The 22,319-nt window shown below is 76.0% G+C and carries 17 protein-coding genes; 4 read left to right on the top strand and 13 right to left on the bottom strand.

Annotated features, from left to right (window positions below):
- Position 1: 1 nt before the first annotated feature.
- Positions 2 to 850, bottom strand: coding sequence for a hypothetical protein (locus ACIGO8_RS09980; RefSeq protein ID WP_399726657.1), 849 nt, complete (start codon positions 848 to 850; stop codon positions 2 to 4).
- A gap of 85 nt (positions 851 to 935) precedes the next feature.
- On the opposite strand from ACIGO8_RS09980, the gene ACIGO8_RS09975 reads away from it, so the two are divergent.
- Positions 936 to 1,391, top strand: a complete 456-nt coding sequence (locus tag ACIGO8_RS09975; RefSeq protein ID WP_399726655.1) for a DUF3592 domain-containing protein — start codon at positions 936 to 938, stop codon at positions 1,389 to 1,391.
- Here the strand turns inward: ACIGO8_RS09975 and ACIGO8_RS09970 are convergent.
- The 4 genes from ACIGO8_RS09970 to ACIGO8_RS09955 form a co-directional block, all read right to left on the bottom strand.
- Entirely contained in the window at positions 1,386 to 2,375 is a 990-nt protein-coding gene (locus ACIGO8_RS09970) for a hypothetical protein (RefSeq protein WP_399726652.1), read from the bottom strand. The genes ACIGO8_RS09975 and ACIGO8_RS09970 overlap by 6 nt on opposite strands.
- Positions 2,376 to 2,418: 43 nt before the next feature.
- Positions 2,419 to 3,627: a DUF2306 domain-containing protein gene (locus ACIGO8_RS09965; RefSeq protein ID WP_399726649.1), complete on the bottom strand. Its 1,209-nt coding sequence runs from the start codon at positions 3,625 to 3,627 to the stop codon at positions 2,419 to 2,421.
- Between the two features lie 159 nt (positions 3,628 to 3,786).
- Positions 3,787 to 5,163 carry an esterase-like activity of phytase family protein gene (locus tag ACIGO8_RS09960; protein WP_399726646.1) on the bottom strand — a complete coding sequence of 459 codons (1,377 nt, stop codon included), beginning with the start codon at positions 5,161 to 5,163 and terminating at the stop codon, positions 3,787 to 3,789.
- A 98-nt stretch (positions 5,164 to 5,261) separates the two neighbouring features.
- Positions 5,262 to 6,143 (bottom strand): hypothetical protein, encoded by an 882-nt coding sequence (locus tag ACIGO8_RS09955; protein WP_399726643.1) that lies wholly within the window; start codon positions 6,141 to 6,143, stop codon positions 5,262 to 5,264.
- 1,180 nt (positions 6,144 to 7,323) lie between these two features.
- Between ACIGO8_RS09955 and ACIGO8_RS09950 the strand changes: the two genes are divergently transcribed.
- The gene (locus tag ACIGO8_RS09950) at positions 7,324 to 9,807 is read left to right on the top strand and encodes a SpoIIE family protein phosphatase (RefSeq protein ID WP_399726640.1); all 2,484 of its coding nucleotides are present in this window, start codon (positions 7,324 to 7,326) and stop codon (positions 9,805 to 9,807) included.
- 198 nt (positions 9,808 to 10,005) lie between these two features.
- Here the strand turns inward: ACIGO8_RS09950 and ACIGO8_RS09945 are convergent, their stop codons facing one another.
- The 7 genes from ACIGO8_RS09945 to ACIGO8_RS09915 form a co-directional block, all read right to left on the bottom strand.
- The gene (locus ACIGO8_RS09945; RefSeq protein ID WP_399726637.1) at positions 10,006 to 13,074 is read right to left on the bottom strand and encodes a HAMP domain-containing protein; all 3,069 of its coding nucleotides are present in this window, start codon (positions 13,072 to 13,074) and stop codon (positions 10,006 to 10,008) included.
- A gap of 64 nt (positions 13,075 to 13,138) precedes the next feature.
- Entirely contained in the window at positions 13,139 to 13,612 is a 474-nt protein-coding gene (locus ACIGO8_RS09940; RefSeq protein ID WP_399726634.1) for an ATP-binding protein, read from the bottom strand.
- A 1,591-nt stretch (positions 13,613 to 15,203) separates the two neighbouring features.
- The gene (locus tag ACIGO8_RS09935) at positions 15,204 to 15,803 is read right to left on the bottom strand and encodes an ATP-binding protein (protein ID WP_399726631.1); all 600 of its coding nucleotides are present in this window, start codon (positions 15,801 to 15,803) and stop codon (positions 15,204 to 15,206) included.
- Positions 15,800 to 16,189: an STAS domain-containing protein gene (locus tag ACIGO8_RS09930; protein ID WP_399726628.1), complete on the bottom strand. Its 390-nt coding sequence runs from the start codon at positions 16,187 to 16,189 to the stop codon at positions 15,800 to 15,802. Before ACIGO8_RS09930 ends, ACIGO8_RS09935 begins: the two co-directional genes overlap by 4 nt.
- 35 nt (positions 16,190 to 16,224) lie before the next feature.
- Complete coding sequence (locus tag ACIGO8_RS09925; RefSeq protein ID WP_399726625.1) at positions 16,225 to 16,626, bottom strand: STAS domain-containing protein; 402 nt, start codon at positions 16,624 to 16,626, stop codon at positions 16,225 to 16,227.
- Between the two features lie 159 nt (positions 16,627 to 16,785).
- The gene (locus tag ACIGO8_RS09920; RefSeq protein ID WP_399726622.1) at positions 16,786 to 17,448 is read right to left on the bottom strand and encodes a sigma-70 family RNA polymerase sigma factor; all 663 of its coding nucleotides are present in this window, start codon (positions 17,446 to 17,448) and stop codon (positions 16,786 to 16,788) included.
- A gap of 108 nt (positions 17,449 to 17,556) precedes the next feature.
- Positions 17,557 to 18,309 carry a hypothetical protein gene (locus ACIGO8_RS09915; RefSeq protein WP_399726619.1) on the bottom strand — a complete coding sequence of 251 codons (753 nt, stop codon included), beginning with the start codon at positions 18,307 to 18,309 and terminating at the stop codon, positions 17,557 to 17,559.
- A 243-nt stretch (positions 18,310 to 18,552) separates the two neighbouring features.
- On the opposite strand from ACIGO8_RS09915, the gene ACIGO8_RS09910 reads away from it, so the two are divergent.
- Both ACIGO8_RS09910 and ACIGO8_RS09905 read left to right on the top strand, forming a co-directional pair.
- Positions 18,553 to 19,743 carry an MFS transporter gene (locus tag ACIGO8_RS09910; protein ID WP_399726616.1) on the top strand — a complete coding sequence of 397 codons (1,191 nt, stop codon included), beginning with the start codon at positions 18,553 to 18,555 and terminating at the stop codon, positions 19,741 to 19,743.
- A complete protein-coding gene (locus ACIGO8_RS09905; protein WP_399726613.1) occupies positions 19,740 to 21,056 on the top strand; it encodes a sugar ABC transporter permease in 1,317 nt (438 codons plus the stop codon). Before ACIGO8_RS09910 ends, ACIGO8_RS09905 begins: the two co-directional genes overlap by 4 nt.
- On the opposite strand, the gene ACIGO8_RS09900 is transcribed toward ACIGO8_RS09905, so the two are convergent.
- Positions 21,043 to 22,194: an acyl-CoA dehydrogenase family protein gene (locus tag ACIGO8_RS09900; protein WP_399726610.1), complete on the bottom strand. Its 1,152-nt coding sequence runs from the start codon at positions 22,192 to 22,194 to the stop codon at positions 21,043 to 21,045. The two genes, ACIGO8_RS09905 and ACIGO8_RS09900, sit on opposite strands and share 14 nt — an antisense overlap.
- Positions 22,195 to 22,319 lie beyond the last annotated feature (125 nt).

Below are 22,319 nucleotides of genomic sequence, written 5' to 3'. Positions count from 1 at the left end.
GTCAGAGGAACGCGGGGACCGCGAGCCGGTACACCCCGTAGTCGACCAGCCCCGTGAGGGCCAACACGACCACGAGAAGCACCACTTCGCCCACCTTGCCGCGCGTTCCGGTGCTGAGGACGACGGCGTTCATCGGGTTCCGCGGATGATAGGCGACGCGGACGGGCCTGCCCTTGTCGTGGCCGATGATGTGACGGGTCACGCCGTCGGTGGCAGTGAAGGCGTTGGTGGTGTCGCCGTCCCGGAAGACCTGCTGCGCGGCGACGACGATGCCGTAGCGGGGCAGGTACAGGTCTTTCCCCACCAGGACGGCCAGCGCCAGGGCGAACAGGGTGGCACCCACGCCGAACTCTCCGAGCAGCAGCGTCGCGATGCCCCGGGCCCAGTTGCCGTCGGCCAGCCCGACGACGACGGCAAGGGCGGCAACCACGCCGTAGCAGGCGTATGTCGGCCCCGCGTTCCAGGACGGCAGTCCGACGGGTACGTCGTCCTCGTTGTCCGTTTCCTCAGCCGCGTCGTCATCGACGACCAGATTCCGGGTGACGACGAGCGTGGCGCCGTCCACCGTCTCGCCCGCGGCGCGCTCGGGCAGCTCGGCGTTCACGGCGTCGGCGAAGACCACGGCGGCGGCCGCGCTCACGTCCGCGATCCGGTACACGGTCGGCCGGGCCGCCGCCGGGGCGGTCAGCTCGACCGAGACGCGACGCCGCTCCGCGTGGACGCGCGCGATCGCGGCGTACGGGATGCGCAGCTCGGCATCCGGGCGGCGCAGCAGCAGTTCCTCGCCGGTGGAGCGGAGTTCGGTGCCCCGTTCACCCTGGAGGACAGGTACGGGCGAAGGGATCGGCATGCGCGTGATCGTAAGGCGTGAACTTCAGGTGTGTGAAGGGGCCATGGGGTTTCGGCCGGGGCGGGCGGTGTCGTACCGTCCGCCTGTGAATCTGGTGACCGCAGTGCTCGTCTGTTTCCTCCTCGCGTCCGTGCCCGGCTGCCTCTTCGGCCTGATGCTGATGTCCGGTGACCGGCGTGGACTGAAGGAGATGAAGGAGCTGAGTGAATCCGGCGTCGAGGTGCAGGCGCGGCTGGTGACGCTGGTGCCGTTCGGCAACCGGGGCTACGCGCATGTGGCGTACGAGTTCACGACGCCGGGCGGCGGGATCGCCCGGCATGAGAAGGGGGCGATACGGGGCCCGGCCCATGTGGTCGGCCACCGGTATCCGCTGGTCCACGACCCCGAGAACACCCGGCGCGTGCACATGGGGACGCTGGCGACCGTCCGCAAGGAGCTCCGGCGCCGCAAGAGCTACCTGCGCAACATGCGACGGATGGCGCTGCTGTCCTTGGCGGCGGGCGTCCTGGCGGCGGTGGGGCTGATCGTCAGCCCCTCATGACGCGTCGGCGGCGGCCGCCGCGGAGCGGTGCCGGGCCCACAGGAGCCGGCCCGAGACGCCGGTCGCCAGGAGTCCGGTGACGAGCCCGACCAGGCACAGCGCTGGTCCGGAGGACCAGTCGACGGCCGAGGCGTGGACGGCGAGGAGGACGGCGACGGCGAGCGAGACCACCGGTACGGCGAGCAGTGCGGGCCGGATCCGGGCCAGGTCGTCCTCGGCGAGCGCGCCGAGGACGCCGACGCCCAGGGCGAGCGCCCATACGCCGAGGCCCTGCGCGTCGGCCCGGCTCACCTCCCACGGCACGAGCGGGCCCCAGAAGTCCGGGGCGGCCAGCAGTCCCGCGCCGACGCCGAACCAGCCCGCGCCGAGCAGCGCGAGGAGGGGCTTCGCCCAGCCGGGCAGCGGCGCCGTGCGCCCGACGGCCCCGACTCCGGCCGCCGCTCCGACTCCGGCCCTGGGGCCCGCCCCGGCTCCGGGACCGGCCCCCGTTCCCGCCCCCGCTGCGACTCCGGCTCCCGCGTCGGTGCGTGGCCCGGCCGGCCGGCGGTACTGCAGCGCCACGCACACCACCGCCCCGGCCGCCAGCAGTCCGAGCGTCGCCACCCAGCCCAGGCTGAACAGGACGAGGAAGATCGGCCCGCCGGTCGCGATCCGCAGTTCGCCGCCGTTGACCAGCGACACCGTGAACAACCCGACGAGGACCACGACGAGCGGCCAGACCAGGGAGCGGACCTCCTCCCAGGTCCCGGCCCGGCCCACGGTGAGCAGCGCGGGCGCCGTGCCGGCCATCGCCGCGCCGAGCAGGCCGGGGCTCAGCGCCTCCGGCGAGACCCAGGGGCCGGCGGCGTGGCCGGTGACGGCGGCGATCACGAGCAGGGCGCCGACGCCGACGCTGATCAGGGCCACGGCCGTGCTCAACACGACCACGCCGGCGGCGAGTTCGCGCCCGCCGCCAGCCGGGGCCGGGGCCGGTGTGCTCTCCATGAGGGCTCCCTCTCTACGCAGGTCTACGCAGGTCTACGCATCGCTACGGGGCGGTGGTGGCGGTCGAAGCGGCGGTGGTGGCCGTCGAGCTCGTCGTCGCGACGGCCGGGGCCGACCTGCGGCGCGCCGCCTCCCGCCCGTGCAGCACCCGCAGGCTGAGGACGACGTTCGCGGCGAAGGCCAGGAAGCCGGAGCTGATGCCCGCCCCGGCGACCAGCGCCGTCAGCGGGTCGAGGCCCAGGGCGCGTTCGCACACCACCTCCGTGCCGGCCGCGAGCGCGGGCGCCAGGCACAGCGCCACCAGGTGCGTGCGCCACTCCTCGCGCGCCCAGCCGGCGCCGCGCCGCGCCGCCCGCGCGGCGCCGAGGTGCAGGACGGCCGCGATCACGACGTACGGGACGAGGTGGGCGAGCAGCAGCCGGCGCCCCTCGGGGCCGTGCTCCAGGAAGCCGCGGCCCAGCCAGAGGAGGCCCGCGACGGCGGCGAGATGCGCGCCGGCCAGGACCGGGGCCGGGCACCAGCCGCCGGTCACGAAGGGGTGGTCGGCCCGCCGGTCGAGGGCGCGGGAGGCGAGCAGCGCGCCGAGGACGACGAGGGCGCCGAGGTGCATGAGGGCGACCCGGTTGACGGCCTGGAGGTCGAGTCCCGGGTAGAGGGCGGGCAGCGCGCCCCATTCGAGGCGCAGCAGTGGCGCGGTCATGAGGTAGCCGTAGCCGAGCAGCATCCACCGCTGGTGCAGGTCGGGCAGGCCGGTGACGGCGGTGAGGATGCCGAAGGTCACGGCGAGGACGGTGCCGGTGAGGATGGTGGCGAGAACGATCCAGAACGCGGCGCCGCTGAAGGCCTCGCCGGGCGGGGTGCGGGCCAGATAGACCGCGGCGCCGGCCATCGACACGTACACGACGGCGGCGTACGCGATCCCGGCGGCGCGGTGCAGCCGGATCCTCCGCCGGACCGCGGACAGCAGCTGCGCCGGCCCGAGCAGCATCAGCAGCCCGCCGAGCACCGAGTGCACGATCAGCGGGACGAGGCTGCGGGTGTACGGTCCCGTCCGGTCGCGGACGGCGTCGGCCACGAACTCCGGCGACACCGCCCGGCCGAGCAGCCACTCGCCGAGCGCCGGCGCGCCGGGGCGGGCGTACGGCCACAGCTCGGTCATCGCGATCGGGGCGTAGCCGAGGCAGACCACCACCGTGACGGTGACGGCGGCGATCCGGCCCCACCGCGTCCGTGCTCCTGTCGCGCGCCCCATGGCGGCCCCCGCTTCCCTCCATAGTCCTTTCTGGACTGTCGAGGAAGGTAGGCCCAAGCGCCGCGCCGGTCAATGGCCGCGGCGAGCAAGGAAGTTACCGGTGGTAGGGGAAGGGTGCGCGGCGGAGCGCCGTCGCGCACCTCACCCGCCGGGTTTCCGTCAGCGCACCGGACGGTCCAGACGGACCCGGACCAGCCGGGTCTCGATGCCGCTGTCCACGAGCCGGCCGCTCGCGTCGAAGGCGCCGCTGCCGTCGGTCATCCCGAAGTCGTTGTCGTTGAGCAGCACCAGGGTCCGCCGGCCCTCGACCGTCACGCCCTCGATCTTCCCGGGCACGCCCTCGACCGCGCCCAGGTCGACCACCAGCCGCTTCGCCGGCACCGGGACGCCCGCGGCCGCCGGATCCGCCAGCTGCTCCAGGGACGGAGTCGTGGCCGGGTCGCCCCAGGCGGAGCCCAGGATGTCCGAGCCGCGGCGCAGCCGGATCTCGTAGAGCCGGGCCGCCTTGTCGGTGCGCTCCTCCACGAGCAGCCGGTCGCCGCCCAGCGCGACGAGCGCCGAGATCTTCAGCTCGGAGGTCTTCGTCTGGCCCGGCTCGACGACACCGACCGGGTCGAAGCGGTACGCGTACTCGGCGGTCACCCGCCCCGCGCGCGGCGAGAAACGCAGCAGGCGGGTGGTACGGGACTCCTCGCCGCTCTGCTTGTCGGGATGGAGCAGCGGGCTCTGCAGCGCCATGACGAGGTCGCCGTCGGGCAGCAGCGCGAGTCCCTCGAAGCCGCGGTTGACCTTCCGCTTGAGGTAGAGCGCCGGCAGCGACTCGACCACCGGATAGTCGGCGCCGGTCAGGCCCAGCCCCTTCGGCACGTGCCGGGCGAGCACCCGGCCGCGCGCGGAGACGTGCACCAGCGACGGCCCGTACTCGTCCACGAGCCAGAAGCTGCCGTCGCGGTCGCGCACCAGGCCCTCGGTGTCCAGGCCGTTGGGATCGTACGGGAGCGGGGTCGCGGCGTCGTAGGTGTACGGGGCCTCGTCGCGGCCCGGCTGGTTGGGCAGCCCGGTCACCGGAGCGCCGGAGGCGGTGGTGATCGGAACGGCGTCGAGGACCTCGAGGCGGCCGCCGACGGCACGGATCTTCACGATCGCCGGGTCGAAGCCGGGCACGGGGAAGGTGCGGCGCTTGTCCTTGCCGACGGCGATCTGGCCGTTGGGGCCGCGGTCGGTGACGGTCCAGTACTCGCCGGGCCGCTCGGCCGGGTACAGGTCGCTGCCGATGCCGCCCAGGTCGACCCCGCGGTCGTCGGCGACGCTGCCCGGCAGCAGCCGGTTGCTGAACGCGGCGAGCGGGATGTCGGGCAGGGTGGCCGTGGAGACCACGCGGGTGGGGGAGTGGCCGGGCGCGGTGCCGTGCGAGGGTGTGGTGCCGTGCGAGGGCGCGGGCGCGCCGGACGCCGGCCAGGCGGCGGCGGTCAGGGCGAGCGCGGCGGACAGCGGCAGGACGACGGCGGCCGGGCGCCGGAACAGGCGCGGGTTCATGAGAACTCCAGGGAGGGAAGAGCAGGTTGGGGAGGTCGGCGGTGCGGGGTGGTCGTTGTCGGGGGGCGGTCGGGGCTCGGTCGCCGGCGGTTCGTCGGTCAGTAGCGGTCGAGGATCAGCTGGGTCTTGAGGATGTCGCCGTGGTACAGCCAGCCGTTGGCCTCGGCGACGGCGACGGCGTCCTGGTGCAGGTCGGCGGCGTCCGCGTACGAGTCGGTCTTGAAGGACAGCTCGACCACGTACTCGGTGCCCGTGCCGCCCGCACCGACGACCGGCAGCACCTCGATGCTCGCGTCATCGGAGGCACCCCAAGCGCCGCCGTACACCGAGGCGTTGACCGGCCCGTGCAGGCGCGAGGCCTGGAGCGTGCTCCTGCCCCAGCCCGCGGAGCCCCAGTCCGCCAGCTTGCCGGGCACGTCGTTGACCAGCCAGGTGCGGCCGGTGCCGCTCGTCGGCATCGCGGTGCCGGAGTAGCCCTTGGAGCTGTGGCTCTTCTCGTTGCTGAAGCTGAGGGTCTGCTTGGCGTAGCCCCAGTCGACCTCGGCGTCGTAGTTGGTGTCGCCGCTGTCGAAGCCGGCGTCGTTGGCGGCGTCCAGGGCCGCGTCGATGTCCCCGTTCGCCACGGGGAAGCGCTTCTTGTACGTCTCCTCGAACGAGGAGCCGTCCTTGTGCCGCAGCCGCACGCTCCAGCCCTCGGCGTCGAGCGCCCGCGCGTCGGTGTCGTAGAAGCCGTACGCGCGCGGCTTGGCCGACCCGGTGATGCCGAACGCCGAGCGGACGGCCGCGCTCGGCGCGTGGCCGGCGTCCAGGGCCGCCGAGGTGAGGTTGATCTTCACCTCGTACGTCGGGACGGCGTTGCCGGCCGCGACCGCGGGCGTGGCATGGGCGAGGAGCACGACGGAGGCGGCGAGGGCGACGGCCGCCGAGGCGGCGGACGCGGCGCGGAACGCGCGAGGGGCGGTGGCGGTGGCGGTGGTCATGGCCGGGATGCTGATCGCCCTGGATGAGACACGGATGGCGCCCGGAAGCCGTCCAGGTGAACCGCGGGTGGCACATCGACCGGACCGGCGGATCCGTACGATCTGGCCGAGGGACGCGCCAACGCGTGTCCTCCACGCGCCGCCGTGCGCCGGCCGGCACCTGACGGGCAGCGCGCTGCGGCCAGCGCAAGGCCGCGCCGCCCGGGCCGGGCGCCGATGGCCGAGCCCCGGGGGCTCGCCGCCCAGACAGCACCCAGCCCCGTCGCGGGTCGGCGGTGGACCCCATCGCCGACCTGCGACGGGGGCTGGTTGGCGCGCCGGCCGGGCGGGCCGATTGCGCCCCCGCGGTAGCGGGGCCGGGCCGTGCCCGGTGTGGACGAGTCGGCGCGGTGCCCGGTGTGCCGCGGCTGGGCCGGACGCGGGCGAGCCCGACAGTGCGCGGCCCGTTCACGGCGCTTCCGCGCCTGGGCGCCGCGACACGGCGGCGTGCCCGCAAGGGCGGACCGTCACCGCCCGCGGGGCCCAGGCGCTCCGGGCCTCCGGGCGGGAGGGCCGGCGCCCCGCCGGCGCCGGCCGCGTGCCCGCAGGGCGGACCACCACGCACGCGGTACCCGGGCTCTCCCGGCGCCCCCGGGCGGGAGGGCCGGCGCCCCGCCGGCGCCCACCGCGTGCCCGCGAAGCGCGCCCCCACGGGGGGCGGTTCCCGGGCCCTCCCGGCGCCCCCGGGCGGGAGGGTCGGCGCCCCGCCGGCGCCCACCGCGTGCCCGCAGGGCGGACCCCCACGGCCGCGGTTCCCGGGCGCTCCCAGCGCCCCGCCAGCCCCCGCCGGCTGCCCGCAGGGTGGTCCACCACGTACGCAATTCCTGGGCCCTCCCGGCGCCCCCTGGCGGGAGGGCCGGCGCCTCGCCGGCGCCCCCGCAGGGTGCCCGCAAGGCGGACCACCACGCACGCGCTTCCCGGGCCCGCCCGGCGCCCTGGGCGCGCGGGCCAGCGCCCCGCCGACGCCCACCGCGTGCCCGCAAGCCGACCACCATGCACGCGGTTCCCGGGCGCTCCCGGCGCCCCCGGCCGGAGCGCCGGCCTCCCGCCGGCCCCCGTCGCGTGCCGGGCCGCAGGGCAGGCGCGCGAGTAAAATTCGGTGGGGGCGGGGGCCGCGTTCTGGCGGAGGTCGGAGGTCGTCTTGAGCGGTTCTGCAGAGCCCTCGGGCGCGCGTGCCGGTCCGCCCGCCGGGTCTTCGAACGAGGCCACCGCAGAGACGTCCGCCGTGGGCGCCGCCTGGCCCGAGTCCGGATTCGCGGGGCTCGCGGCCGAGAACAGACGGCTGCGGGCCGAGTTCGCCCGCCGGCATCTGCTCGACCTCGCCACCGGTGTGCTCGCCGCCCAGCTGGGCGTCTCCACCGCCGACGCGAGCGAGCACCTCACCGCCCTCGCGCGGGCGACCGGCCTGTCCCAGGAGGACCTCGCGGCCGACGTCGTGAACGCGATCGTCACGCCCGGCGACCCGTTCCTCTCACCGGGCGACGCCGCCGACACGGCCCGCGACGACATCCCGTACGAGAACCACCGCAACGGCACCCTCTACCAGGTCCCGCCCGCCGCTCCCGCCGCCACGAACGCCTTCGCGCCAGCCCTGGACCGCCGGCTGCGCCGTACGGCCGCCGCCGCCGAGACCGCGGACGACGTGGGCGAGGCGGCCCGCACGCTCCTGGAGGGCGGGCTCGCGCCGCTCGGCGCGGACAGCCTGTGGCTGTGGCGGCGCGCCGACGCCGGATGTCTGCGCCTCGCCGGGCACGCCGGCGTCGGAGCGGCGGAGGCCGCGGCCTGGTGGTCGATCCCGCCGGGCGCCCCGGAGCCGCTCCGCGGGGCCCGGAACGGCGACGGCCCGGTGTGGCTGGGCGCCGGCCCGGAGGACCCCGAGTCACTGCCGGGCTCCCGGCCCGGCGCCGCCCGCGCGGTGCTGCCGCTGCGGCGGCGCGGCGGGACGATCGGCGTGGCGCTGGTCGGCTGGCCCGGCCCCGTGGAGTTCGACCTCGTCCTGCGCCGCGCCGTCGCCGGCCTGACGGAGGTGGCCGTCGCGGTCCTCGACCTGCCGGACGCCGAGGAGCCCGGCGTGCCCGTCCTCGTCGACGTCCTAGACGCGCTCGCCCATCCCGCGGCCCTGCTGCGCACCAGTCACGTCTCCGGCACCCCGGTCCTGGAACACGCCAACGAGGCCGCCGTCGCGGCCCTCGGCGGCGCCCTGCCCGCCGAGGACCGGTCCCTGCACCGGGTCTTCCCGCACGTCCACGCGGAGCTCACCCGTCTCGTACGGCGCGCCCGGCACACCCATCACCCGCAGCACGCCGCCCGGCTGCCGACCGGCCCGCCCGCCGGCGAGCCCGGGCCGCTCCTCGACGTACGCGTCGTGCCCGCCGGAGCGGACCGGGCCGTGGTCCTGTGGCACACCACCGGCGATCCCGTCGTCGCCGCCGCCCGCGCCGTCTCACGCCTCCAGAGCGTCGCCACCTTCCAGGACAGCCTGACCGGCGGCGACACGGTCTGGTCGGAGCAGGCGTACGGGATCTTCGGTGTGCCGCGCGACGAGCCGCCGGTCCCGCTGCTCGCGCTGCGCGGCCGGATCCACCGGGAGGACGGCGAGGCCCTGACCGAGCTGCTGATGACGCTCACCGAACGCCGGCGCGGCGCCCAGACGGTGCTGCGGACCGTGCTTCCCGACGGGTCCGTGCGCCATGTGCGGGTGGCCGCCGAGCCGCTGCTCGAAGGAGACACGGTCACCGGCCTGGCCGGTGTCTACCAGGACGTGTCCGCGACCCGGCGCACCGAACTCGCGCTGACCGCGACCTTCGACCACCTCACCGCGATCCAGGGCCAGGCGCAGCTGCACCACCAGACCGCCCTCCAGCTCCAGCAGGCCATCGTCCCCGAGGTGACGGCCCTGCGCGAGCTGCCCGGCGGCCTCACCGTGGCCGCCCGCTACCGGCCGGCGGCCGAGGTGTACCAGGTCGGCGGCGACTGGTACGACGTGCTGCCGCTGCCGAGCGGCAAGGTCCTGGTGGCCGTCGGCGACATCGCCGGGCACGGCATCGACTCCGTCACCGGCATGGTCGCCCTGCGCAACGCGCAGCGGGCGCTCGCCTTCACCGGACGCCCGCCCCGGCAGCTGATGAGCTGGCTCAACGAGGTGACCCTGCGCACCGGCGGCGGGTCCACCGCCACCGCCGTCTGCGCGTTGTACGACCCCGGGAACGGCGAGCTGGTCTGGTCGAGCGCCGGCCACCTGCCGCTGCTGCTGATCCGCAACGGCCGCGGCCGGCTGCTCGAACCGCCGCAGGACGTGCTGCTCGGCGCGGTGCCCTCGTACACGTACGAGGAGCGGCGCACCGAACTCCGGCCGGGTGACACGCTGTTGCTCTACACCGACGGCCTGGTGGAGCGGCGCCACGAGGGCCTGGGCGCGGGGCTCGCCCGGCTCGTCGAGGCCGCGGGGCGGCTCGCCTGGTCCGGGAGCCCGGAGCGGCTCGTGGACGGACTGCTCGGTACGGCGATGGGCGACACGGACGACGACACGAGCCTCGTGGCGGTCCGCGTCGACCCGGTACGGGCGGACGCCGCGGAGACCGGCTCCGAGGGCTCCGAGGGAGCGGGTGCCGGGCCGGACGCCTGAGCCGAGGACGCGTCCTGCGCCGGGCGGCGGTGCGGTGCCGCGACCGGCTCGCATGTCGGTGCCGAGCAGCGGCCCCGCGGCGACGAGCACCGGCCCCGCGGCCTGCGCCCGGCAACTTCCCCGGGGCGCAGGCCGGCCCCCGGCGCGTGGCCGGAGCCCGGAGGGGTCGGAGAGGTGGAGAGGCCGGAGCGGTCTTGGTCAACTGGCCAGTCTGCGGAGGACCTTGACCATGAGCTCCCTCTCGTCCACCGGCTTGGCGAGGTAGTCGTCGGCGCCCGCCTCGAGTGCCCGGTCCCGGTCGCCCGGCATGGCCTTCGCGGTGACGACGACCACCGGCAGGGCGGCGAGGCCCGGCAGCCGCCGGATCTCCTCGATCGTGGCGTAGCCGTCCATGCCCGCCATCATCACGTCCATCAGGACGAGGCCGATGTCGTCGCGGCTGGTGAGCAGTTCGATGGCGCGGCTGCCGCCGTCGGCCGTCAGGACCCGCAGTCCGTGGCTCTCCAGGACCTCGGTGAGGGCGTAGACGTTCCGGTCGTCGTCGTCCACGACCAGGACCGTGGTGGGCGGCCGCGGCGCCCCGGCGGCGGGCTCGCCGTAGGACGACGCCTCCACGACCGCCCCGGTGCCCGCGCCCGTACCCACTACCACCCCGGCTCCCGCTCCCGCTCCGGCGGCCTCGTCCTCCCCGGCCGCCAGGTCCGCCGCTCTCTCGGCCGTCGTCCTGCCGTCGGACTCGTCGCGCGGCGTCGGCCGTTCGGGCAGCAGGAACGTGAAGCGGCTGCCCTCGCCCGGTGTGCTCTGGACCTCGATGGTGCCGCCCAGGAGCGAGGCCACCTCGCGGCTGATGGACAGGCCGAGGCCGGTGCCGCCGTATTCGCGCGCGGTGGTGCCGTCGCCCTGCTGGAACGCGTCGAAGATGTTCCGCAGCCGGTCGGCCGCGATGCCGACACCGGTGTCGGCGACCCGGAAGGCGAGCACGGGCCGGCCGTCCCGCAGCGTGGCCGGGACCTCGTCCTGCGGTGTGTGCTCGACCGTCAGCGTCACCCCGCCCTGCCCGGTGAACTTCAGCGCGTTCGACAGCAGATTGCGCAGCACCTGCCGCAGGCGGCCCTCGTCGGTGGTGAGATACGCCGGTACGTCCGGGGCCACCGTGACCGTGAAGTCCAGGCCCCGCTCGTCGGCGACCGGGCCGAAGGTGGCGTCCAGATACTCCAGGAGCTGCGACAGCGCGAACGGCTCGCGCCGCACCTCCATCTTGCCCGCCTCCACCTTCGACAGGTCGAGGATGTCGTTGATCAGCTGGAGCAGGTCGGATCCGGCCGAGTGGATGACCTCCGCGTAGTCGACCTGCTTCTCCGTCAGATTCCCCTCGGCGTTCTGGGCGAGCAGCCGGGCCAGGATGAGCAGACTGTTGAGCGGAGTGCGCAGCTCGTGGCTCATGTTGGCGAGGAACTCGGACTTGTACATGGAGGTACGCGACAACTGCTGGGCCCGCGCCTCCAGTTCCTGCCGGGCCTGCTCGATGACCCGGTTCTTCGACTCGATGTCCTTGTTGCGCTCGGCCAGCAGCGCCGCCTTCTCCTGGAGTTCGGCGTTGGAGCGCTGGAGCTCGCGCTGCCGGGCCTGCAACTCCTGCGTGCGCGAGCGCAGTTCGTCGGCGAGACTGCGGGACTGGGCGAGCAGGTCGTCGGTGCGCAGATTGGCCAGCAGCGAGCTGAGCACGGCGCCGGCGCTGGTGACGAAGCGGTCGAGGAAGTCGCGCTGCAGGGCGCCGAACGGCTGGAGCGAGGCGAGTTCGACCGCGCCGAGGACCTGGTCCTCGACCACGATCGGCAGGACGATCAGCGCGGCCGGGTCGCCGGTGCCCACGGCCGAGGAGATCGTGGCGTAGCCGGCCGGCACCGGGTCCACGAGCAGGGTGCGCCGGTCCCGGGCCGCCTGCCCGACCAGGCCCTCGCCGAGCCCGAAGCGGCGCGGCGGACCGGTCGGCTCGACCCGCGTCGGCTCGCTCACGGCGGCGTCGTCCAGCGCCACCGGCAGGCCGTACGAGGCGGCCCGCACCAGGACGGGACCCGTGACGTCCTCCTCGACCACGAAGAACGCGCCGTACTGCGCCGAGACCAGCGGCGGCACCTCCACCATGATCAGCTCGGCGATCTCGGACACCCCGCGGGTGCCCTGGAGCAGCGCCGTGATCCGGGCCAGGTTCGTCTGCAGCCAGTCCTGCTCCTCGTTGGCCCGGGTGGTGGCCCGCAGCGACTCGACCATCGAGTTGATGTTGTCGCGCAGCTCGCCGACCTCGCCCGGCGCGTCCACGGTGATCGAGCGGGTGAGGTCGCCCTCCGCGACGGCGCTGGTGACCTCGGCGATCGCCCGCACCTGCCGGGTCAGGTTCCCGGCCAGTTCGTTGACGTTCTCCGTCAGCCGCGCCCACGTGCCGGACACGCCCTCGACCTCGGCTTGGCCGCCCAGCTTGCCCTCCGTGCCCACTTCCCGGGCCACCCGGGTCACCTCGGCCGCGAAGGACGACAGCTGGTCGACCATCGTGTTGATCGTGGTCTTGAGTTCGAGGATCTCGCCGCGGGCCGACACGTCGATCCGGCTGGTCAGGTCGCCCTGCGCCACGGAGGTGGTGACCTGGGCGATGTTGCGCACCTGGTTGGTCAGGTTGTCGGCCATGGAGTTGACGTTGTCGGTGAGGTCCTTCCAGGTGCCGGACACGCCGTGCACCGTGGCCTGGCCGCCCAGCTTGCCCTCCGTACCGACCTCGCGGGCCACCCGGGTGACCTCCTCGGCGAACGAGGACAGCCGGTCGACCATCGTGTTGATGGTCTCCTTCAGGCCCAGGATCTCGCCGCGCGCGTCCACCCGGATCTTCTGGGTGAGGTCGCCGCGGGCGACGGCGGTCGCGACCTGGGCGATGGAGCGGACCTGCGAGGTGAGGTTGTCGGCCATCGTGTTGACGCCGGTCGTGAGCTCCTGCCACACCCCGCGCGCCCGCGGCTCGCGCACCCGGCCGCCGAGCAGGCCCTGCCCGCCGACCTCGCCGGCGACGCGGGTCACCTCGGAGGTGAGCAGGGACAGCTGGTCGACCATGTCGTTGTAGACCGTGGCGATCTCGCCGAGGACGCCACCGGGGCCCTCGGGCAGCCGGACCGACAGATCCCCGTCCCGTACGGCGGTGAGTCCGGCCAGCAGCCGCCGCAGACCGCCCTCACCGGGCGGGACCGCCGCGATGCGGGGTGCAGTTCGGCGTTGTGCCATGTAGGACCTCGTACGCGGGCTCAGACGGGCACGGACTCCTGGCGACCGGCTTCACGTTCCGGCTTCACGTTCCAGATCCACTGTAGGACCGGCCCCGTGCGGCGGCCTCCGGGAGCATCTCCACCTCGAACCACACCGTCTTGCCCGTACGGCCCCGCGGCACCCAGCCCCAACGGGCCGCGAGCCGCTGCAGCAGGAACAGGCCGTGCCCGGACGCCCGGTCGGGCCGGTGCGGGCCGTCCGCGCGCGGCCGCGTCGGGCTGGTGTCGCTGACCTGCACCCGCAGCGACCTTTCGTCGCGCTCCAGACGCAGCTCGTACGGCACCCCGCCGTGCCTGCCGGCGTTGGTGACGATCTCCGACACGAGCAGCAGCGCGTCCTGCACGGGCACGCGGTCCGGCGCGCCGGCCGCGCCGAACCAGGCGCGCAACGCTCTCAGCGTGAGAACGCGACTCTCGGCCACCACCCCGGGGCCCGTCGTCAGCTCGTACCGCCGGGCGTGGTCGATCGCCGTGTTCTCCTTCCCCGTCTCGGCCATGGACGGCGTCTTACCTTTCCGGCCGCCGGGCAAACGAGCGACTTTGCGGGGCGAGGGTGCGGGTCGTGGGGCTGGTGGGGCGGGTGCCGGTGGCGCGAGGGCAGGCGCACGCGGGCGGCGGGCGGGCCGGCGGCGCGCGGGCCGGCGGTGCGGTGGCCGGCAGGCCACGCCCGCGTCGGGAGGGCCCGCGCCGGAGCGGCGCCCGCCTGGGAGGCGGCGGCGGGGAGGGCGAGGCGGGGGGACGCCGGGCGGGTGGGCTAGGTCTGAGGCGGGTGCGCCCGGGGTGCTGTCCGGGCGGGCGGGGCGGCGGTGCGTGGGGCCGGTGGCGCGGGGCAGGCGCACGCCGGCGCCGGAGCGGCGCCCGCATGGGAGGCGGCGGCCAGGAGGGCGAGCCGGAGCCGGCGAGGCGCGCGGCGGAGGGGGCGCCGGGCGGGCGGGCTCAGGCGGGTGGCTGCCGGCGGGTCCGCCCGGGCAGGCGGGTGGGCCCAGGGTGGGTGGTTCCGGGCGGGCGCGTCCGGGGCGGCGGCCCCGGCTGGCAGGCCGGGCGGGGTCCGCCTGGACGGGCGGGCCCCAGCGTGGGCGGCCCCGGGGGCGTTCGGAGTGGCAGTCCGCGTGGGTGGCCCCTGGCGGGTGCGTCCGAGGTGGCGGCCCCGGCTGCCAGTCCGGGCGAGTGGCCGAGGCGGATGCGCCCGGCTCACGGGCCGGGCGAGTGGCTGAGGCGGGTCCGCCCGGTTGTGGTCCGAGCAGGTGGCTCAGGCTCAGACGGATGGCCCGGCGAGTGCGCCCGGCTGGCTGCCCGGGCGGGTGGCCCTCGGCGGGTTCGCCTGCGCGAGTGGGGCCCAGGGTGGGCGGCCCCCCGGAGCGGGCGTTCGGGGTGGCGGTCCGGACGGGTGGTCCCCAGCGGGTCCGCCCGGGCGGGTGCGGCCCAGCGTTGGCGGCCCCGGGGGGCGTCCGGGGTGGCACTCCGGGCGGAGGCCGCTTGCGGGAACGCCCGGTGGGCAGGCCGGGGCGAGTGGCTGAGGCGGGTCCGCCCGGGGCTGTGGTCCTAGAAGGTGGGTCAGACGGATAGCCCCGGCGGGAACGCCCGGCTGGCGGTCCGGGCGGGTTGCCCTCGGCGGGTCCGCCTAGGCGAGTGGCCCCGGGGGCGTCCGGGGTGGCGGTCCGCGTGGGTGGCCCCTGGCGGGTGGCCCGGCGGGCAGGCCGGGCGAGTGGCTGAGGCGGATGGCCCCGGTGGGTGCGCCCGGTTGACGGTCCGGGCGGGTTGCCCTTGGCGGGTCCGCCCGGGCTGGAGGGGCCCAGGGCGGATGGCCCCTGGCGGCTGTGCCCGGGGCGGTGCGGGCGAGTGGCTGAGGTCGGTGCGCCCGGGCGGGTGGTCCCCGGCGGGTCCGCCCGATCGGGCGGGGCCCAGGGGGGTGGCCCCCGGCGCGACCGCCCGGGCGGATGGCCCCTGGCGGGGTGCGCCCGAGGTGGCGGTCCGCGTGGGTGGCCTCGGCGGGACAGCCCGGGCAGGTGGGGCCCAGGGCGGGTGGCCCCGGCGCTTGGGCCCCCGGTGGGGGCCCGGGCGGGGCGGCCGTCCCGTGGGCGGCGGGCGTCAGGGCGTGCCGGGGCGCTGGTGGCGTAGCCACGGGCCTCGGGAGGGTCGGGCGACCTCCACCCACACCACCTTTCCGGGGCTTCCGTCGCTCTTCTCCGCCGAGCCCCAGGCGCCGGCCAGCCGGTCCAGCACCATCAGGCCGTGGCCACCGGGCTGCGCGGGCGAACGGGGGCTGTGCGCGCGGGGCCGGTCGGGACTCCCGTCGGACACCTCGATCCGCAGCCGCCCGTCCGAGCCGGACTGCCGCAGGACCAGCTCCTGCGGTCCGCCGGCGTGCAGGCACGCGTTGGTGACGACCTCCGAGACCAGCAGCAGCACGTCCTCCGCCCGTTCCCGGCCCTCCGTCGTCCGGGCCGGCAGCCAGCCCCAGTCGACGAGGGCTGCCTTGGTGAAGTCACGGCACCGCGTCACGGCGCCCGCCGAGCCCCGCAGCGGCAGTCGCCTGACCTGCGCCTGCGCCTGCGGCTGTTCTTCCATCTCCCGCGCCTCCCACGCGCCCGCGGGCCGCGTCTCCACCTGCTGCGGATCGGCCGGCCCCTGCCGCCGCGCCGACTCGGCTCCGACGTCCTGCGGGCCCTCGGCCCCCCGGCCGGTCATGACTCCTCCGCCGGGGACGCGTCCGCGAGTGCCGCCCCGGCGTCCTCGTACACGCGGAAGACCGTCCGCGCCCCGGTGATCTCGAACATCCGGTCCACCGGCGGCCGAAGTCCCGCCAGATCCAGCCGGCCGCCGCCCTCCAGCAACCGCAGCCTTGCCCTGAGCAGCACGTTCAGTCCCGTCGAGTCGCAGAACCGCAGGTCCGAGCAGTCCACCACCACCCGCTCGTCCGGCGCCGTCTCCCGTAGCGCCTCCTTGAGCGGGGACGCCGTGTCGTGGTCGAGCTCACCCGTCACCGCCAGGACCACCGTCCCGTCCGGCGCCCCTTGTCGTACCTGGACATCGAGACGTCCGGCGAAGTCCTCCGCCGCCTCCGTCGCACCCATCTGGTCGGGCCCTCCTCTCGTGCTGTGCTCCATGATCAGGCGAAGCCGGGACCGGCGCGGTCCTCGGTGAACGTGAACAGGCGCAGCGTTCCCGTCATGGCGAACAGCTGACGCAACTGCCGAGGCACCGGCCCCATGAGCACGAACGGACGGCCCGCGAAGTGGGCGGTCACCAGGACGTGCAGGAAGGAGGAGTCCCCGAATTCGACCCGCGAGACGTCGAGAACGGTCCGCCGGCAGCCCTCGTGCCGGGCCTCGGCCAGCGCCCGGGCCAGACAGCCGACCGTCTCCACGTCGAACTCTCCGATCGCCGCGAGCACGACCGTGCCGCCCTCCGGCCCGGGCTCGCGCACCACCCGTGCCGTCCCCGAGGCGGCCCGGTACGTGCGCGGCCCGGTGACCGTGCGCGACCGCGGGACGAACTGCGCGGAAATCATGAGCCACCTCCGACTGGCGATTGCCCCGATCCGCGGCCCGTATGCCTGCCGCATGTCTGCCGTGTGTCCGCCTGGCGTCCGCCTGGCATGGCCGCACCGCCGGACAGGACGCGGGAGCCTGTCCGGCGGAAACGCGCGGGCGCGCGGGTGCGCGTCGCGTCAGGCGAGGGCGGGTGCCCGGTGGAGCGGCTCGTCGCCGTGCAGCAGCGCGATCAGGGACGTACGGGCGCGCGCCACGCGGGAGCGGATGGTGCCGACGGGACAGCCGACGGCCGCCGCCGCCTCCGCGTAGGGCAGGCCCAGGAGTTGGGTCAGGACGAAGGCGTCGCGCCGTTCGGCGGGGATCGCGGCCATGATCTCGGCGAGCGCGATGCCGTCCTCGAAGCCGGGCAGTCCTCTGGGCTGGGCGCGTTCGGCGGCCGTCTGCCAGTCGTCGCGGTCGGAGAGCCGTGGCCGGGCGGCGGCGTGCCGCAGGCTGTCGACGACGGTGCGGCGGGCTATGGACAGCAGCCAGGTACGGGCGGAGGACCGCCCTTCGAAACGCGGCAGCGCGGCGAGCGCGCGCAGGAACACCTCCTGGGTGAGGTCGTCGGCGGCCTGGCGGTCGGCGCTGAGATGGGCCACGTACCGCCACACGTCGCGGTGCAGCGCGCGGACGAAGAGATCGGCCTTGGCCCGGTCGCCGTCGCGGGCGGCCAGCGCCAGCCGGGTCGCCACGGCGTCGGCGTCGTCCGGAAGCGGGCGTTGACGGGGAAGGGGATGCAGGTGCGGGAGCGGGAGCTGGTGCTGGGGCTGGTGGGGGAGTTCGCGGGCAGGAGTCATCGCCACAGGTCCTCACAAGACATAGGCAAGGGAATCCGGCGGAGCGCGCGCGGAAGCCGCGGCGCGGCACGGCGCCGGTGAGAGGTCGTGAGCCGGCTGTCGGACCGATCAGGTGACAGCGAGGGCCGGTGGCGGACCTCGGGAGATGACGGCGTGGGCGAACAGGAGCCGTCGCGGCGCCCGTTCGTCGGCGGCGCGGGCGGGCCGCGGGCGCGGCCGGTCCGGCACGGGCGGTACGGCGACGAGGGCGAGGAGCAGGCGCAGGAACCGCGCGGGAGAGAAGCGGGCGGCGGGCAGGGCGCGCAGGACGCGGAACGCCGCGCGCTCGCCGTACGCGAGCCACAGGCCGCTGAGGAGCGCGGCCAGGAGGTGGGCGGCGAGCATGCCGAGGCCGGTGGAGGTGTCGGTCATGACGTGGTGGCCGACGGCGGCCTCCGGCATCCCGGGCATGCCCATGCCCGCGCTCATACCCATGCTCAGGCCCATGTCGGTGGCCATGTCCATGGGGGAGTGGCCCAGGTGGCCCATGTGGCTCATGTGAGCCGTGTGGTCCATGTGCGCCATATGCGCCATGTCCGCCATGGACGCCAGGTGGTCCGTGGGGCTCGTCGGGGCCGGACCGACGCCGGCTGTCGTGCCCACCATGCCCGTCGCGGACCAGGAGAAGACGGTGTGCAGGACCGTCTGCACGGCCACGGCCGCCGTGGTCACGGCCGCCAGGCCGCGCTCACGGTCCGCCAGGACCCAGGCGGTGGCACACGTTCCGGCGAACGCGAGGCCCAGCGCCCAGCCGGCCACCCCGCGCCCCGCCATCAGGATGTGGCCGGTGGCCGAGAGCAGCACGCAGACGGCCGCGAACATCGCGGCCCGTAACCCTCGCGCCCCTCGGCCTGGTGTCATGGCCCGGCCATCCTTGCACCCCTCTCCGAGCGGGTCGCGGGCGGGCGCGGCCGCTGGAGGCCGCCCCCTCGACCTGTGCGGAACATGCCTACGCGACAAACCGCACCACGCACAAGAGCACCTCGGGAACTGGACGGTTGTGCGGGACGACTCCTGAGGCGCGCGGGACCGGGGCGGGCCCGGCGCGCCGGAAGGAGGCGTCAGGTGAGGACCGGAGGAGGGCCGCCGCGCGGGCTGACCGCGCTCCTGACGACCGCCATGGCCTTCTCGATGATGCAGCTCTTCCTGCTCGGGGCGCTCGGCCCGCGCATCGTCGGCCGACTCGGCGTGACCGAGACGGAGTTGGGCCTGACCACCACCGTGGGATTCGGCACCGCGGCCGTGCTCTCGCCCGTCGGCGGGCGGATCGTGGACCGGATCGGGCCCCGCCGGGCGCTGGTGGCGCTGCTCGCGCTGTCCGCGGCCGCCCTCGGCCTGATCGGCGCGGCGCCCGGCCCCGCCGTGCTCCTCGCCGCGGTCGCGCTCGGCGGCGTCCCGCAGGCGCTCGCCAACCCGGCCACGAACAAGGCGATCCTGGCCGCCGTCCCGCCGCCCGGGCGAGGCGCCGTGACCGGCACCAAACAGTCCGGGGTCCAGCTCGGCGCCTTCGCGGCCGGCCTGCCGCTGGCCGCGGCGGCGGGCGCGATCGGCTGGCGCGGTGCGGTCTGGCTGGCCGCCGGCGCGGCGCTCCTCGCCGGCCTCTGGGCCCACCGCGCCCTCCCGGCCACCGCGCCGCCACCCGCACCTGCGAAGACCGCGGTCACCGGTCCGGCGCCCGGCCCACCGCCCTCCCGCTCCGGTGATCCCGTGCCCTGGCTTGCGGCCTTCTCGCTCTTCCTCGGTGCCGGCATCGCGTCCGTCAACACCTACCTCGCCCTCTTCGGCGCCCAACGCCTCGGCATGGGGCCGACGGTGGCGGGCGCGCTGGTCGCCGTCCTCGGTGTCGCCGGGATCGGCGGGCGGATCGGGTGGTCCCGGGCCGCCACGCCCGCCCGCGCGCCGTGGCTGCCGGGTCTCCTCGCGGCCGGGGCGGTGGGCGCGGCGGTGCTGCTGGCCGCCGCCCTGCGGATCGAGGCGCTCGTGTGGGCGGGGGCCGTCGCGGTCGGGATCTTCGCCGTGGCCGGCAACGCCGTGTCCATGGTCCTCGTGATGCAGCGGTCCGCGCCCGGCCGGGCCGGTCGTGACTCGGCGCTGGTGGCCGCGGGCTTCTTCGCCGGGTTCGCCGTCGGGCCGCCGCTGTTCGGCGCGCTCGCGGAGAGCGGCCGGTACGGTCCCGGCTGGCTCCTGGTCGCGGCGGAGTTCGCGCTCGCGGCCCTGGTCGCCGTCACCTGGGCCTCCCGGGACCGGCGCCCGTGAGCACCTCCGACTGGGCCGAGGAGGCCCTGACCCTGCTCCTCGACCGGGTCGCCCGCACCGACGCCGAGGTCGGCCCGCGCTTCCCGCTCCACGCCGATCCCCGCACCGGACACTGGACCACCACCTCCCGCGGCTCCTGGACCGGCGGCTTCTGGGCCGGTCTCCTCTGGCTCCACGCCCGCCGGACAACCGCCACCGCAGCCGGCGCCGCCACCGCCGAGTCCGCCACGGCCGCCGACTCCGCCACCGCGCCCGTATCCGGCGCCACCGCCGCCGACTCCGCCACCGCGCCCGAGTCCGCCGCCACCGCCGCCGGCTCCGCCCGCGCGCCCGAAACCGGCGCCGACTCCGACTCCGCCACCGGCGCCGACTTCGCCTACGACTCCGCCCGCGCGCCCGAAACCGGCGCCGACTCCGACTCCGACTCCGCCACCGGCGCCGACTTCGCCTACGACTCCGCCTACGACTCCGCCCGCGCCGTCACCGCACGGCTGGCGCCCTGGGTCGAGGCCGACACCGTCGTTCGCGGGCTCATCCTCTGGTACGGGACGGCGCTCGCCGACGGCGAGCCCGCGGCCGGCCGGCTCCGGGAGCGGGCGGCGCGGGCCGTGCTCGACGCGTGGGAGCCCGGCGCCGGCGTCGTGCCCTGGGGCGCGGCGCTCGGCGGAGCGCGCATGCGAGTGCGGGCCGACGGGGCGCCCGGGACGGTGCCGTTGCTGGCCTCCGCCGGGCCGGACGGCGAGCGGGCCGCGGCCGCCCACCTGCACCGCCACCTCGACCTGTGCCTGCCGGACGCCGCCGAACGCCCCGTGCCCGCCTGGCGGTTCGACGCCGTCGCCAGGCAGTGGGCGGCGGACGACGACCCGGCACCCGGCTGGGCCAGGGGCGAGGCGTGGTTGCTGCTCGCCGTCGCCGACGGCCTGCTCCGGGCCCGTACACCGGTCTGGCGCCCCAAGCGGCTCGCCGAAGCCGCCGAAGTCCTGCTCCACCAGGGCGGCTTCCTGACCGGCCCGCCCGTCCCGTCCGCGCACGCCGACCGTCCCGACGGCCCTGTGGACACCTCGGCCGCCGCCATCGGCGCTGTCGCCCTGCTCAAACTGGGCTACACCGACCGCGCGGAGACGGTGCTACGCCACCTCGCGCGGGCCCACCTCACCCGCCCGGGCGGTCCGGGCCCGCCCGGGATGCTGCTCGACGGCTGCTACGACGCGCACGCCGGCACCGCCGTCCGGCACGAACTCGTCTGGGGCGACTTCTTCCTGGCGCTCGGCCTCGCCGCGCTCCTCGGCCAGGCCGACCTCACCCGGGTGTGACCGCCGTCCGGTTCCGCAGCACCCGGCCGGCGACCGAGGCGACGTGCAGCTCGTCGGGGCCGTCGAGGATCCTCGCCGTCCGTCCCGTGCGGAACAGCGCCGGCAGCGGCGTGTCCGGCCCGAGGCCCGCCGCGCCGAAGACCTGGATGGCGCGGTCGGCGACGTCCTGAAGGGTGCGCGCCGCGGCCGTCTTGGCGAGGCCGACCTCCACGTGCGCGTCGAGCCCGGCCGCCACCCGCTCCATCGCCTCGTACACGAGCGGCCTGGTGGTCCGCAGCGCGAGCAGCGCCTCGAAGACGTGCTGCCGCACCAGCGGCCGGTCGGCCAGCGGGCCCCGCGCGCCCTGCCGGCCCACCGCGCGCTCGCACATGAGGTCGAAGGCCCGCTGTGCTTGACCCACCCACCGCAACGCCCGCAGTGCCCGTCCGAGTTGAAGGCGCTCGCCGGCCACGGCGAGCGCCGCGCCCGCCTCGCCGACGAGATGGTCGGCGGGCACGGCGACCCGGTCGAAGGCGATCTCGTACTGTCCGGTCGCACCGAACACCGGCAGTTCCCGCACGACCCGGAAACCGGGCGAGCCGGTGGGCACCAGGAGCAGGGACAGGCCGTCACGGTCGCCCGGAGCGCCGCTCGTGCGGGCGAGGACGGTCACCAGGTCGGCGTCCGCCGCCGAGGACACGAAGTGCTTGCGCCCGGTGACGACCCACCCGCCGCCCGGCGCGCGCTCGGCCCGGGTGGCGGTGAGCGCGGGCTCGGTGCCCGGCGTGTCCGGCTCGGTCATCGCGTAACAAGAGCGCTGCTCGCCCGAGACCAGGCCGGGCAGATACGCGGCACGCACCCGCTCCGACGCGTGCCGCGCCAGCATCGTCACGTCGAGCAGGGACGCGGAGCCGAGGGCGGCCGGGCCGTGGTCGCAGCCGCCCTCGGCCTCGGCGACCTGCGCGTATGCCGTCAACGGGAGCCCGCCGCCGCCGAGTTCGGAGGGCAGCGGCAGCGCCCACAGGCCGGCGGCCCGCGCCTCCGTCCGGAGCCGGGCGCGGATCTCCCGGGCCGCCGGGCCGCCCTCGTCGAGCCGGGACTCGTACGGAACCACGCGGTCGTGGACGAAGACGGCCACCCGCTTCCGCAGCAGGGCCACCTCGCGACCGGTCGCCGGGCGATCCGTTACGTCATGATCCGTCACTGTTTCCTCCGTCTCGGGAACTCGACAGAACACGCGTCCGACTGTCTGCCCGTGGAAGTGGTCGGGCCCACCGGTCCGCC

This window comes from Streptomyces sp. NPDC053493 (assembly GCF_044544825.1).
In the GTDB taxonomy this organism is placed as follows: Bacteria; Actinomycetota; Actinomycetes; order Streptomycetales; family Streptomycetaceae; genus Streptomyces.
The sequence above is the reverse complement of the archived record's forward strand: the minus strand, read 5'-3'. Positions and strand labels throughout refer to the sequence as shown.